15 protein-coding genes are annotated in these 12,743 nt (G+C 46.6%); 11 read left to right on the forward strand and 4 right to left on the reverse strand.

The features are described from left to right. Positions 1-169: 169 nt before the first annotated feature. Entirely contained in the window at positions 170-634 is a 465-nt protein-coding gene (locus HW443_RS06210; RefSeq protein ID WP_176231092.1) for an N-acetyltransferase, read from the reverse strand. 209 nt (positions 635-843) lie between these two features. Between HW443_RS06210 and HW443_RS06215 the strand changes: the two genes are divergently transcribed. The 10 genes from HW443_RS06215 to HW443_RS06260 all read left to right on the forward strand — a co-directional run bounded on the left by HW443_RS06215 (position 844) and on the right by HW443_RS06260 (position 8,152). Next, positions 844-1,155 (forward strand): RsiG family protein, encoded by a 312-nt coding sequence (locus HW443_RS06215; RefSeq protein WP_176231091.1) that lies wholly within the window; start codon positions 844-846, stop codon positions 1,153-1,155. A gap of 178 nt (positions 1,156-1,333) precedes the next feature. Beyond that, positions 1,334-1,765, forward strand: a complete 432-nt coding sequence (locus tag HW443_RS06220; protein ID WP_176235446.1) for an FHA domain-containing protein — start codon at positions 1,334-1,336, stop codon at positions 1,763-1,765. A 2-nt stretch (positions 1,766-1,767) separates the two neighbouring features. Then, a complete protein-coding gene (ftsR, locus tag HW443_RS06225; RefSeq protein WP_176231088.1) occupies positions 1,768-2,478 on the forward strand; it encodes a transcriptional regulator FtsR in 711 nt (236 codons plus the stop codon). A 69-nt stretch (positions 2,479-2,547) separates the two neighbouring features. Continuing rightward, positions 2,548-3,798 carry a D-alanyl-D-alanine carboxypeptidase family protein gene (locus HW443_RS06230; RefSeq protein WP_176231087.1) on the forward strand — a complete coding sequence of 417 codons (1,251 nt, stop codon included), beginning with the start codon at positions 2,548-2,550 and terminating at the stop codon, positions 3,796-3,798. Between the two features lie 110 nt (positions 3,799-3,908). Beyond that, positions 3,909-4,697 (forward strand): phosphoribosyltransferase, encoded by a 789-nt coding sequence (locus HW443_RS06235; protein ID WP_176231086.1) that lies wholly within the window; start codon positions 3,909-3,911, stop codon positions 4,695-4,697. 200 nt (positions 4,698-4,897) lie between these two features. Next, positions 4,898-6,004 carry a DUF3048 domain-containing protein gene (locus HW443_RS06240; protein WP_176237992.1) on the forward strand — a complete coding sequence of 369 codons (1,107 nt, stop codon included), beginning with the start codon at positions 4,898-4,900 and terminating at the stop codon, positions 6,002-6,004. Between the two features lie 18 nt (positions 6,005-6,022). Further along, complete coding sequence (gene hpt, locus HW443_RS06245) at positions 6,023-6,577, forward strand: hypoxanthine phosphoribosyltransferase (protein ID WP_176231084.1); 555 nt, start codon at positions 6,023-6,025, stop codon at positions 6,575-6,577. A 23-nt stretch (positions 6,578-6,600) separates the two neighbouring features. Further along, the gene (locus tag HW443_RS06250; RefSeq protein ID WP_176231083.1) at positions 6,601-7,092 is read left to right on the forward strand and encodes a bifunctional nuclease family protein; all 492 of its coding nucleotides are present in this window, start codon (positions 6,601-6,603) and stop codon (positions 7,090-7,092) included. A gap of 167 nt (positions 7,093-7,259) precedes the next feature. After that, complete coding sequence (locus tag HW443_RS06255) at positions 7,260-7,751, forward strand: MerR family transcriptional regulator (RefSeq protein WP_176231082.1); 492 nt, start codon at positions 7,260-7,262, stop codon at positions 7,749-7,751. After that, positions 7,751-8,152 (forward strand): PDDEXK family nuclease, encoded by a 402-nt coding sequence (locus tag HW443_RS06260; protein WP_176231081.1) that lies wholly within the window; start codon positions 7,751-7,753, stop codon positions 8,150-8,152. The genes HW443_RS06255 and HW443_RS06260 overlap by 1 nt, the downstream gene beginning before the upstream one ends. A 641-nt stretch (positions 8,153-8,793) precedes the next feature. On the opposite strand, the gene ppcA is transcribed toward HW443_RS06260, so the two are convergent. From ppcA to HW443_RS06275, 3 genes are all read right to left on the reverse strand, one after another. Beyond that, positions 8,794-10,401, reverse strand: a complete 1,608-nt coding sequence (gene ppcA, locus HW443_RS06265) for a phosphoenolpyruvate carboxylase (RefSeq protein WP_176231080.1) — start codon at positions 10,399-10,401, stop codon at positions 8,794-8,796. A gap of 93 nt (positions 10,402-10,494) precedes the next feature. Further along, entirely contained in the window at positions 10,495-10,926 is a 432-nt protein-coding gene (gene dut, locus HW443_RS06270) for a dUTP diphosphatase (RefSeq protein ID WP_176231079.1), read from the reverse strand. 290 nt (positions 10,927-11,216) lie between these two features. Next, positions 11,217-11,444 (reverse strand): hypothetical protein, encoded by a 228-nt coding sequence (locus HW443_RS06275; protein ID WP_176231078.1) that lies wholly within the window; start codon positions 11,442-11,444, stop codon positions 11,217-11,219. A 482-nt stretch (positions 11,445-11,926) separates the two neighbouring features. Between HW443_RS06275 and HW443_RS06280 the strand changes: the two genes are divergently transcribed. Then, positions 11,927-12,463 (forward strand): branched-chain amino acid ABC transporter permease, encoded by a 537-nt coding sequence (locus HW443_RS06280; protein ID WP_176235445.1) that lies wholly within the window; start codon positions 11,927-11,929, stop codon positions 12,461-12,463. Positions 12,464-12,743 lie beyond the last annotated feature (280 nt).

A 12,743-nucleotide genomic window follows, 5' to 3' on the forward strand; every position in this document is an offset into this window, starting at 1 on the left:
TAATTGAACCACAACATATTGTATGTATTCAGGTAAATGACGCTGTAGGGTTAAGTTATGCGGCACGTCGGTGGTGAATTATTTATCCTTAAGCCAGTAGTAGTCTTTAGATGATGCAGTAATACGCTCTTTATATTATGCTGGGGATAGGGGAGAGGAGGGGCTCTCCTTACTTTGAGGCTTTGTCCAGCTCGATTATCATGGCTTCTTCTTCACAATCTGGAAATTTAATACAATTGATGCAATCTCCCCAGATCTTTTTGGGCAGCTCGTTTTTGTCGATGATTCGGAAACCAAATTTCTCGAAAAATTGGGGGATGTAGGTAAGGCAAAAGATCTTGGAGATGGAAAGTTGCTGGGCTTCCTCCAGGCAACTTCGGACAAGTCGACTTCCAATACCTTTGCTATCACAGCCTTCCTGTACTGCCAGGGCGCGGATCTCGGCCAGATCTTCCCAGCAGACATGCAGGGCCGCACAGGCAACAATGCCATCATCAATGGCATAAACAAAGAAGTCCCGAATATGTTCGTAAATGGAGCTTAAAGATCTGGGCAGCATTAGACCCTTGGAGGCATAAAAATTAATCATTTCCTGGATCTTCCTGGAGTCCTCTACTCGGGCCTTTCTGATCACTGACTGAGATCCTTTCCTTGAGTTATAGAGAAATTATAGCACATAGACTATCCAGAAGCCGCCATGAAGATTTGTCAGAAAAAGCGGCCCGAAACAGATTCAGTCAGTTTTCGGCAATCCTTATGGTATCTTTTGTTTTATTAACTCGTTTGGGATATAATCAGACCGAAAGGAAAGATCAGTATATGGAGACGAAGAGGACAGTACACATGAGGGATCACAAGGATGAGTCGGGTAACAAACGAGGGTTTAAATTTGGGGAAGTTCTCGGTGAAAAGACTGACGAGGAACTCAAGGAGATGTTAAAGAGTCTCTATGCTGATGAACGGAAGCTTTCCTACCAGCGGCGCCTTATTCATGGCCGCATCGATATACTGAAAGAGGAGTTGGTCAGGAGACTGAAGCAAAAGCTGGAAAGAGGGGAAGCAATTGCTGAAGATCTGGACATCGAGGATCTTACTCGGATCCTGGCTCACCCTTCTCCTCCGCTGCTTGAACCAGATATAAATGAGGAGGTCTGAGGTCTAGAGTGGCTGGCAGTTCAGGAGAAAAAGCAGTGGAAGAGGAACCAACCAAGGCCTTCAGAGAAAAATGCTTTAAGATGGTAGACTAGAGTGGATCGGGAAGAAAGTGATTTGCCCCAATTGTAATCAAGAGAACAAAGACAACGGTATATATTGCAGCTTCTGTGGAGCGGATATGAGTTCCTCTGTTTCTACGGCTGACAAGACGGGATTCATCGAACCGCCAGAGATGGAGGAGGAGGAAGGCGCGACTACCGAACAACAGGTGGTTGAGCTGGTCTCAGAAGAAGAGTATCCTATATTATTAGTGCTTAAAGGGCCAAACAAGGGGAGCAGGTACCCTCTTGTTGCTAGCGAAATATCTATAGGAAGAAACACTGATAGTGATATTTTCCTGGATGATATTACCGTTTCCAGAAAACATGCTATATTGAAAAAAACTGATCGTGGTTTTTTGATCAGGGACCTGGGAAGTCTCAACGGTACTTACGTCAATAGAGAAAGAGTAGAGGAAGCTATCCTTAAAGATAAAGATGAGCTGCAGATTGGCCGGTATCGGTTGATCTATATTCACAAAGACGAGAGCCAGGGAGACCAGGGAAGCTAATTTTGGGTAGAGGTAAAAGCTACTATACCATCGGTGAGGTAGCCAACTTACTCAAGGAAAAATACAGCGACCTATCCATCAGCAAGATCCGCTACCTTCATAGGAGAGGTCTTCTTACTCCCGATCGGACCGCGGGAGGGTACCGAAAGTTCACCCAAAAGGATCTGAAGCAACTGGACACTGTCCTCAAATTACAAAGAGACAACTACCTACCTCTGGAAGTTATCAAAGAGAAAATCAGCCTCAAAAAGAAGGGCCCTGATCTCACCGAGGTGGTCGCCCCGGGTGATATTGCTCAGATCTCTTTCGATGAGTTACTGGATCGCTCCAAAGATCTGGGTCCCCTTTCTTTAGAACAACTTGTCGGTATCAGCGAGCTTGACCAGGAGCAGGTTCTGGAGATGGAGTCTTTTGGGCTTATAAGTTCTTCTAAAGGAGAGGAGGGTGCTTTTTTCGATGGGTTCGACCTTCAAATAGTGAAGACAGTAAGCCAGTTCTCCTCATATGGAATTTATCCCAGACACCTCAAGATGTTTGAAAATTTTACGGAAAGATCGGCTGCTTTTATAGAGAGTGTCATCCTTCCCAAACTAAGATCGAACAATCCTGAGCAACGGCAAAGTGCGGCTCAGGAGGCGGATGATCTTAAGACTCTAGTTCTTAAGCTTCAGTTCTTTCTTCTAGAGAAGAAGGTAAGGAGCTTACTGAGATAGAATTGCTGGAACAGAAACCTCTATTGTTTAGATTTTAGCCAAAGTAATGTATGCGAACTAATGATGAGTATGCTCATTTTTTTTCGAAAACCGCTGGTCTTCCTCTTCCTGGTAACTTTTCTCCTCCCTATTGTTGTCCCGTCTCTGGCCTTGGGGGAAACCTTTTCGCCGTCCGAGCCCGAAATTTCAGCCGGCTCGGCCGTACTTATCGATGCCGATACAGCACAGGTCCTGTGGTCCAAGAATTCGAAGGAGGCTCGTGCTCCTGCCAGTCTGACCAAGATGATGACCGCCATAGTGGTATTGGAGAAGAGCGACCTGAAGGATCCGGTTACTATTTCGGAAGAGGCGGCTGCTGTGGGCAAGTCAGAGATATGGCTTTTAGCCGGAGAAGTCCTGAGTGTGGAGGACCTCCTTTATGCCATCTTGCTACGCTCTGCTAACGACGCCGCTGTGGCTTTGGCGGAGCATGTAGCGGGGAGCGAGGACCGTTTTGTTCAGTTGATGAACCAAAAAGCCAGAGAGATCGGAGCTTCTCAGACCAATTTCGTCAATGTTACTGGCCTTGATGCTGAGAAACATCTTTCCACAGCTTACGATCTGGCCGTGATTGCCAGATATGCTATGCAGAATGGGACTTTTGCCGGAATTGTAGCCACAGATAAGTGGACTATTTCTTGGGCCGGCCATGAGGACAGAGAGATAGAGAATCTCAATCCTCTTCTTAAAGATAATGCTTTCATTACCGGTGTCAAAACAGGCTACACAGAAAAAGCTGGGTGGTGCCTGGCAGCCTCGGGCACAAAGGATGGGAAAAACCTCATATCCATCATCCTGGAGAGCGAGAACCAGGATCTTCGGGGTGAAGATGCTCTGGCGGTTTTGAACTACGGTTTCAACAACTTTGAAAGGAAGAAGATCATCGATCAAGAAGTTGCCACTTTCGTGTTTCAGACATCTGATGGAACTGCTCCAGTCAAAGTAGCCCCTCAAGAGGATCTGGGGGTACTTTTGCCTAAAGATAAAAAGGTTACTGTGACGGCCCGCTATATGCTTATGCAGGACATCTCTGACCCCTTGAGTAGGGGAGAGAAAATCGGGGAGATCTCTCTTTGGATGGGAGACGACCTGCTGGGCCAGGAGGATCTGGTCAGCCCGGAGCAAATCTCTGAGACTCAACAGGCGGAGAGGGGAAAAGCTACTCCGGAGCAAAGAAGTGCCAGCCTCAGTTACCCCGATTATGCGGTTCTGGCCGCTTTTGCTCTTCTGCTCCTTCTATCCATTTTGAGGCTGCTTAGATTGGCGCTGAGCGGGTATTAATTGCCTGGCCAGGAAGTGTTTCCTGGAGGAAATAATGTGCCCCCGATAGCACATGAAAGGAATGTACCTATGATCGTTCCATAATCGCTGGGTGTGGGATTGAGTAACAATTGGAGCGCCTATTTATATCCATTGACCAGGACTTTGGTCATGCTTACCGTAAATGGTCAGAAATTCCCACTGATGTTGGGACAGTCGCACCTATTCCTCTTCCAACATCTTCAGGTATAATATTCGGATGGACGCCGGGGCATCTTATGTTTAAGGATAGATACGAAGCTGGGAGGAAATTAGGTCAGACTCTCAGCAAAAAAAGGTATAAAGCTCAGCCCATTGTCCTGGCTATTCCCCGAGGCGGAGTAGTGGTGGGGTACCAGGTAGCCAAAGAACTCGGTTGTCCTCTTGATATTATTGTGCCCAGAAAGATAGGGGCTCCCCATAATCCGGAGTATGCCATCGGAGCAGTTGCGCAAGATGGTTCTATGGTCTTAGATCAAAAAGTGGTCAAAAGTTTAGGGATATCATCTTCTTATTTGGAGGAAGCGAAGAAAGGAGAAATAGAAGAGATCGAAAGACGGATGAAAATGTATCGGAAAAATCTCTCTGAGCCTCAGATTGTGGGAAAGACAGCCATTATTGTGGATGACGGTATTGCCACTGGTTCGACGATCAAGGCTGCTATTCTTTCTGTGAAAAAGAAAAACCCGGCCTTGCTGGTGGTGGCTGTGCCAGTAGGATCTCCTGACTCAATAGCAGAGATTAAGCCTTTGATTGATGATATGGTGGTGCTGGCAACGTCTCCCTATTTCGCGGCAGTGGGGCAGTTCTATCAGAATTTTGGACAGACCAGTGACCAGGAGGTCATTGGCTTACTACAAAAAGCCAGTGGGCCACAATGAGGCCCCAAAAAACTGGTAAGGAAATAATGGCAGAACTGCAAAAACCAAATTTTGAATCAATTTGCCCTCCGATTTAGATTCGCAGGATGGGGCCAAATACTTAAATTTGGCCCTTTTTACAGGGACGCCAACAACGGCTCGAAAACGTGGCGCCGGGGCGCTCTTCTGGAGATTCGAGCACAACTGAGAAAAAGGAGTTAATGAGAATGGTAAGAAAGGGGAAAGTGATAGTCACTGGTTTCGGAGTAATTTTACTGCTAGCCTTGTTTCTGGTTCTGATGCTGGTCTCATCTTGCAAAAAAAGTGAGACCCCTGCTTCACCTGCAGAAGAGGAGACAACTGCCGTTAGCCCAGTTACCACTGAGGAGATCTCTCAGGAGCAAGAGGAAGTTCCAGGTGGGCCATACAGTCCTTACGATGGTAAGGAAGTGGATCAGGACATCTCGAACTTGAGACCTTTGGCCATAATCGTGGAAAATCTCCCGGTCGCCAGACCTCAATCAGGGCTAACTAAAGCCAGTGTCGTATATGAGATAGTGAGTGAAGGGGGGGTTACCCGGTATGTAGTCATCTATGGTCCCAACATCAACCCTGAGATTATTGGACCGGTAAGAAGTGCCCGACCCTATTATGTAGAAATAGCGCACTCCTTTGATGCTCTTTTTGCCAGCTTTGGAGGCTCCGAGCAGGCCGTCAAGGTTATAGACTATTTGGAGATCCCGGATATTGATGCCATCAGAACCGGGGCTCCTCATTGGAGGGATCAGAGTAGATCTGCCCCCAACAATGCTTACATGAATGCCAACAAGCTCAGGGCGTTTGCTGAGAACAAAGGATACTCCCTTTCGGGAGGCAGGTCACCCTTCCTGTTTAAGGAAGATGCTCCTGAGGAGGGAAGCGGAGAACCAGATACCATAGTGGTCAACTTCTCCCAGCCATCCTTCGAGGCCAAGTTTGTCTACAACCTGGAAGGCAATGATTACCTCAAATACGTGGCTGGAAATCCCCATGTGGATAGGGAAACCGGGGAGCAGATAAGAGTTAAGAACGTGATTGTCCAGATCACCGACATAGTTAATGTCGGAGGTGAACCAGGCCACGTGGCGGTTAGAACAACCGGCGAGGGCCAGGCCTTTTACTTTCTGGATGGAAAGGGGATATCCGGTACGTGGAGGCGAGAAGGGGTGGACGACCCCTTCGCCTATCTGGACCAGGATGGCGCTCCGGTCAAGTTTAATAGAGGTCAGATTTGGGTCTGCTTTGTGCCCTCTGAAGAAAATCTGGCTGCCACCAGTCTGGGCGACTAAGCGAGGTGCTGGGAGGCTATGGACACTATACTAGGACCTATGTTGATCTCGGCAGAGGAAATTCGCCAGCGAGTGGCCAGCCTGGGTGAGGAAATTACCAGAGACTATCAGGGGAAGGACCTTATCCTGGTCAATGTTTTGCGGGGAGGGGTGGTCTTTCTGGCTGATCTCATAAGAGAAATAAAGCTCCCTCTGGCCATTGACTTCATGGATATTTCCAGCTACGGTATCTCTGAAGGCAGTTCGGGGGTAGTTCGCATAACCAAAGATTTAGTGGATAACATTGAGGGTAAAGATGTTCTTATCGTAGAAGATATCATTGATACAGGCTTAACTCTGAGGTATTTACTGCGTAACCTCAAGGCTCGAGAGCCTGCAACTCTGGAAGTTTGCACATTGTTGGATAAGTCGGTTCGAAGAATAGCAGACATAAAGATAAAATATAAAGGTTTCGACATTCTGGATAAATACGTAGTAGGTTACGGTCTGGACTTTCAGCAGAAGTACCGAAATCTGCCTGATATCTATGTAATAAAGGATGAGAAATTCGTAGATATACTGGATAAAATCTAAAGGGATGGCTGGTAGAGACAATTATGAACGGGAACCAGGATGACGTCAAACTGATGCATTTAGAAGGTGTGAGAATAGAGCTTTCCTCGCAAAAACCCATAGTTCTGCTCAGGGAAGAAAAAGGGAACCGCTATCTCCCCATATGGATCGGCGTCTTTGAGGCCACAGCCATAGCCCTGGAAATGGCTGGAGTAAAGACACCGAGACCCATGACTCATGATCTGATTAGCTCTATTTTCAAGAAAATGGGTATTGTTGCGCACAAGATCGTGGTGGACGGCCTGATCGACAATACTTTCTATGCCACTATTCTTTTGGAGCATCGGGGTCGGAAGTATCAAATTAGTTCCCGGCCCAGTGATGCTATAGCCATTGCTGTAAGAGAGAAAACCCCTATTTTTGTATCTGAGACTGTTCTGGAAGCAGCCAGCATCGTTATCCAGTCTCTGGAGGAAGAGGTTCAGAAATTCCGAGACTTCCTGAACTCGGTGGAGCCAGAAGACTTCAATAAATGATATTTCCCAGAAACCGCCTGTAATTCTGCTATCCAGCTTACAGCTTCTACTTTTTGCATCTTTTTCCCCCAAAATATTTTTCCCCCAAAATATTGACAAAAGTTCTCTAAAGACTTATAATTACTTCCAGGTAATTACCTCTAAGTAATTCCCAATGGAGTAATTACATGCAAGTAATCTCTGGCCAGCAAGGTAAAGAGAGGGGATACAGGTCTACTCAGGTATGTCGAATTGTCGGGTTGACCTATAAACAGTTGGATTATTATGCCCGTACCAGGTTTATTGTCCCCAGCATCCGGGCGGCAGAGGGATGTGGTTCCCAGAGACTTTACAGTTTTAAGGACGTCCTCCAGTTAAAGATAGTGAAGAGACTTCTCGATGCAGGGGTCAGTCTTCAGAAAATAAGGAAGACCAAGAGCTTTTTGGAAAGTCTTCACTCCTCCCTCCATAATGTAACACTCCTTTCCGACGGCAACACCATTTACGCCTGCTACTCTCCGGAAGAGATTGTCGATACTCTCCAGAGAGGACAGGGTGTGTTTGGCGTTGCTGTGGGAAAAGTGCTGGAAGAGTTGGAGGGAGATATAGAACGTCTTGATGGGGGAGCTGCGATGACCAAAAGTGGCCGATCAGGTTCAGAGATTTCAGGACAGACCTAATGTCAGAAAAGCTATCAGCTCGGAGACAAGATCCGAATCACAAGACAATTCAGAAACAATCCATAAAACGTAGAAAGAGAACAAAGGAAGATGTCGTCTCCTTTGCTCATAAGAGCGAAGCAGAATTCGCCAAGATTTTGGACTTCTATCGCATTGAGTGGGAGTATGAGCCCAAGAGTTTTGCTATCGAGTGGGATGAGCAGGGGAAAGTGACCAGGTGGTTCACTCCTGACTTTTATCTTCCGGAATTTGATCTCTACATCGAGCTGACCACCATGAACCAGAGGCTGGTCACCAAAAAGAATCAAAAGCTTAGACTGATGAGGGAGTTATACCCCGACGTCAGATGCAAGCTTTTTTATAAAAAGGATTTTGATAGTCTCCTATTGAAGTATAAATGAGCACATTGGGGAGACCGATTCTTTGCCTTCGACAAACACTTCATGATGGCCGGATATGTTTTGATCCCACCTCAGTAACCCCTCTCTACGAAAGTTAGTTAACATAATGTAGATTATCGGAAGTAACTCTCTGGATAAGCTATGCGGGTACCAATTGATCTGAAGTCTGTTCACAGAAATTTTACTAAAACCGTCCTTTACCAGAGCTTGAAGAAACCAGCGACGGAAATAAGATCCTGTGAGGCTGAGACAACCTTCGATTTTTGTGTCATAATGGAAACTGGCCAGTTGTTTAGAGTTAGTTGCCTCACTCTGTGTAAAAGTACTTATTCTTAAAAAGTACTTCTTCTCAGCAAGCGCACAAACTGCATGTTACTCTGTGCTTTTCTCTAAGATGGTTCTGTTTTCTAAGAGATTTTCTAAGGAATTATGTTCTCTGGCAGTAGCTATTAATAGAGAGTTCAAAAATGAGCACAGCAGGCTGTTCGGCCATCTTAGTCAGGTCTGTCTGGCATCGTTGTTTTTACATAATTTGCTATCTGGATGATGCTCCGCAGAGGGTCCTGAAACTTTGTAACATTATGTAACAAAGTCCATCACTTCTCTTTGCATCTCGTGCTCAATGTGCTTGGGGGCTTCCATTACCCCAGACTCCCCCTGATCTTTCCCATCTTGATAATGCATTCAGTCACAAAGCTGAATCCATCCTCTACCACAGGGAGTCTCTCCGCATTTGATTCCAGAGTAGCGGAGAGGAAGGGCTGAATAGACCGCATAAGGGTACGATAGAGGGAGTCCGTTTCCGTGGTTGGGCCTATTTTTAATTGGAGGGTCTCTGCGGTGATCTTTACGTCTTCTTGCAGCTCCTCTATAACCTCCTCTCTAAAAAAATGGCTGGCGTTTTGCAGGTCCACAAATCTGGCTGCAAAAGTCAAATCTGAGATAAGACCCGGATAGTAGCCTAAAAGTTCCTGGACCGCATTCTGGCCAAAGATTCTTCTCAACTCTCGCAAACCTCGGCCCGTACCAATAAACTCCGGTGGTATACCCAGGCTGTATAAGGCTCCGGTAAAACTAATGGCCCTGGGGAGCTCTTTGTAAGGGTCTACCCTCACCATCTCCAAAAAATCTTTAAGTCCATCATGAGGGACCAACTCTGCCAGTCCTTGAGGATCGGCTGTGGCGCGAGCATAGCCAGAAGGGCCTTTACGGACCAGCCGGTCTCGTTGCTTGGGTATCAGATCCGACACCCGGCCAATCAGGAGAAAAATTTTACTGAAGGTCTTGAGGTACTGGAGGAAGAATATGGCTATGACATTTATCAGATATTTTCTCTCCTCAGGCGTGTAAGAGAGAGGCCTGGCCTGGGGCAACTTCTGTCTGAAGAAATTGACCAGCAGGCGCGTTTTCTCATAACCATGGTCATATCTGAGGGCTGACTGGATGGTGACAGTTCTTGCCCCTCGGAAGTCCTCCAACAGGTTGACGACATTTTCCTCCGTCACATGACCTCGAAAAGGAAGAGCTCCACCACCTAAAATAGGCAGGGCCTCCAGACCGTAGAACTCTCCAATCCTATGACCCTCGGCGATAGCAATTTTATTAGCCAGAACTGAGGGAATGTGTCCATAGACGAGAGCCGAATCGGAACGCCCCACCATATAGCGTATACGATCTACTCGATATCTTTCTTCCTGACAGATCCTCATATAGGAGGTAAAGAGGTCGGCGAAACTAAGAAGGCTGGGAACCTCCTCCACCAGAGGAATAAGTTGTACTGTATTAGGATCCCCCATGAGGCCAAATTCCTTCTCTCCCAGAGCTATGACATCAGCAATCCTTCGACGTACAGCCACCATCTCCTGGGGGGTTTTGCTCATAGGATGAATGACCTCAGTTATGGCAGGAACCCTGGAGACCTGGGAGACATCGTAATTAGCCTCAATGACCGACATAAGAGCCATGAGTTGCTTGAAAACAGTTTCCTCCGTAGCGTTTGATATTCTGGGGGTAATATTGACATCTACACCAGGATAAATTCCTCTTTCCAGAAGACGCAGGACAATTTGTCCGGTCTGGTGGTAGGGAGTCAGCTTACCCTCGAAGTCAACCATCGCTTCTTCGATACCCAGGCCAAGAGGCTGAGGAGTCAGAGAAAATACAGCTTCTTCCACTTCCTCCTGGATAGCGATGTAGCGGGAGGCGCAATCAGGGTGTTGGGTCATCATAGAAGATGGGACTTTAGCCATGGGTTGCAAGAGCTCCTCCTTTTGGGTAATATCTGCTGGATCAAAAGACCATTCGAAGCTGTTACGGTGTATGGCCTTTCCGTCTCGGGGACTTTAGACTCCGGTACTCCCAAAGCCTCCTTCTCCTCTCTCTGTAGCATCCAGTTCGTCCACCACTTTGATCTCTGCCTGAATAACTTGCTGGATGACCAACTGACAGATCTTATCCCCTTTCCGTATTTTGAAACTTCTTTCTTTATCCAGGTTGATCAGGATCACCGATATCTCTCCCCGATATCCAGCATCGATCAAACCGGGCGAATTGAGGACTCCTATACCCTCCTTTATGGCCAACCCCGAACGAGGCTGGACAAAGCCTGCATACTCAGGCGGAAGGGAAATAGCTATCCCCGTAGGAATAAGGGCTCTCTCTCCTGGCCCTATCTCTGTCTCTATGCGACTATAGAGATCCAGTCCAGCATCCCAAAGATGGGCATACTGAGGAGTAGGAAGAGATGGATCAAGTTTTTTTATTTGAACAATCATCAGATACCAACAACATATCTTATCTTCAATTTACAAGAGTATAACTGAGCAAACCCTTTAAGGCAATAACTTGACTAGCCGTGACTGTCCCAACCTCGGTGGGAATTTTTGAACATCTAGAGTAGGCAAGACAAAAGTCCTGGTCAATGGACATAAGTGAGCGCTTCAATTGTTATTAAAACCGGTGCCCAACGATTATGGGACGATCGCAGTAGCCGCGAAACCCTCATTTTTGACTTGAACTAAGCTGGTCAGGAATTTAAGGCTTGCTGACCTAGATAATTTTAATGTTAACGCTCCAACTCGAGGTTCAAACTCTTACGAGAAACAAGGGAATCTCCCTCTATTTCAAAGACTTGTTCCTGAAGATCGATATAGGCTATATCATCTCGCTCCAGAAACAGATTCTGCCAACTGGAAGCAATGGCGAAAATAGCCAGAGCCATCACCGCCAGGAAGAAGACTAAAAGAGAAACGAGATACACACGACTGTAGGATATACTATTTCCGTAGTCCATATTCTCCTATTCCCTATCTTCGAACATATGTTTGCTGTAACAAGTCTAACCTTAGCACGAACATATGTTCGTGTCAAGGACATTTTAAAGGGACCTTACTGTCTCTAGCTGGAATTCAAACTCCAGTGAGAAGTGAGGAGACGTATCTTCGAGCCATGCTCCTGAGGAGCGCCATAGCTTGTATAGCTTACTGTGAGGAGGACCGTGATCGTTGGCCGAGACATCCTCTAGCGCCCTACTTCGGCAGAAGTTTTAGAAATGGTAACAAAGATTGCTCCGGATGCAGAAATGAATTCTATGTTGGTAATGCTGCCGGGCATGAAGTAAATAGCCCCTTGTGCCCCCAGTGTGAAAAAACTATAATTAAGCGCGTTTATTTGACGACGTTGTTTCACAATGCAAAAAGAGATGTGTGTGAATTTTGTGGCTATAAAATCCTCCGACATACGGAAATAAGATGAGAGGGTGTCTGGAGTACTCTAATGGTTAACTGGGCGCAGGTGCTATTTAATTCAGGGGTCACGGGAAGCCTCTACCTCATTTCAGCCGTAGGGCTTACTTTGACCTATCGTCTTTCCCATTTTCCTAACTTTGCTCACGCCGAATTTATGACTCTGGGCACCTATATGGGCTATTTTGTGGCAGAGCAGCTTGGTTTAGGTTTCCCCTTTGCCTTCGTTGCTGCTTTTCTGGCATCAGGGGTGCTCGGTTCTTTGTGCTACAAAGGAGTCTTCCAACCACTGGCCAGGCGTGGCGCCACCATAATCCATCTAATGGTAGCGACAATAGGTTTGGGCTTAGTAATCAGGCACTCCGTCGGGGAGGTGTGGGGATGGTCTCCCCTCTCCTTCAAAGTTGTCTGGTCCTCCTTTGATGTGGGACCGGTCAGGGTCAGCGGCCTTTGGTTGTGGCTCATCTTTGCTGCTCTGGTCATGGCCGGGATTATGCATCTTGCCCTGGCAAAGACTAAGGGCCTGTCACAAAATAACATGATCAAGTTCAGGCATGATTTGGTTTGATGGTGTAGTTCCACTCACCATGAAAGGCGTCCTTAGTAACCGAGGTTCAACAGCAAATGGCATCCTGTGAAATACAATAATACGGTTTACCAGGCATTTTGTCCAGAAAGGAGGCCTAAAAAAGAAAAAGGGTAGTGACAATAAATTTGTGAAATATGGCCTTTTTCTATTGCCAACTGTCCTTAAAATAGCCATAATTTAACTAAGCTTAGGGATTAGGGAGTAAGTGACAATGGCCTTTATAAGGACAGTTAAGACCAGATCCTCCAGTGGGCAGGTT

It is taken from the genome of Candidatus Hakubella thermalkaliphila (assembly GCF_013281975.1).
GTDB classification, from domain to species: domain Bacteria; phylum Actinomycetota; class Humimicrobiia; order Hakubellales; family Hakubellaceae; genus Hakubella; species Hakubella thermalkaliphila.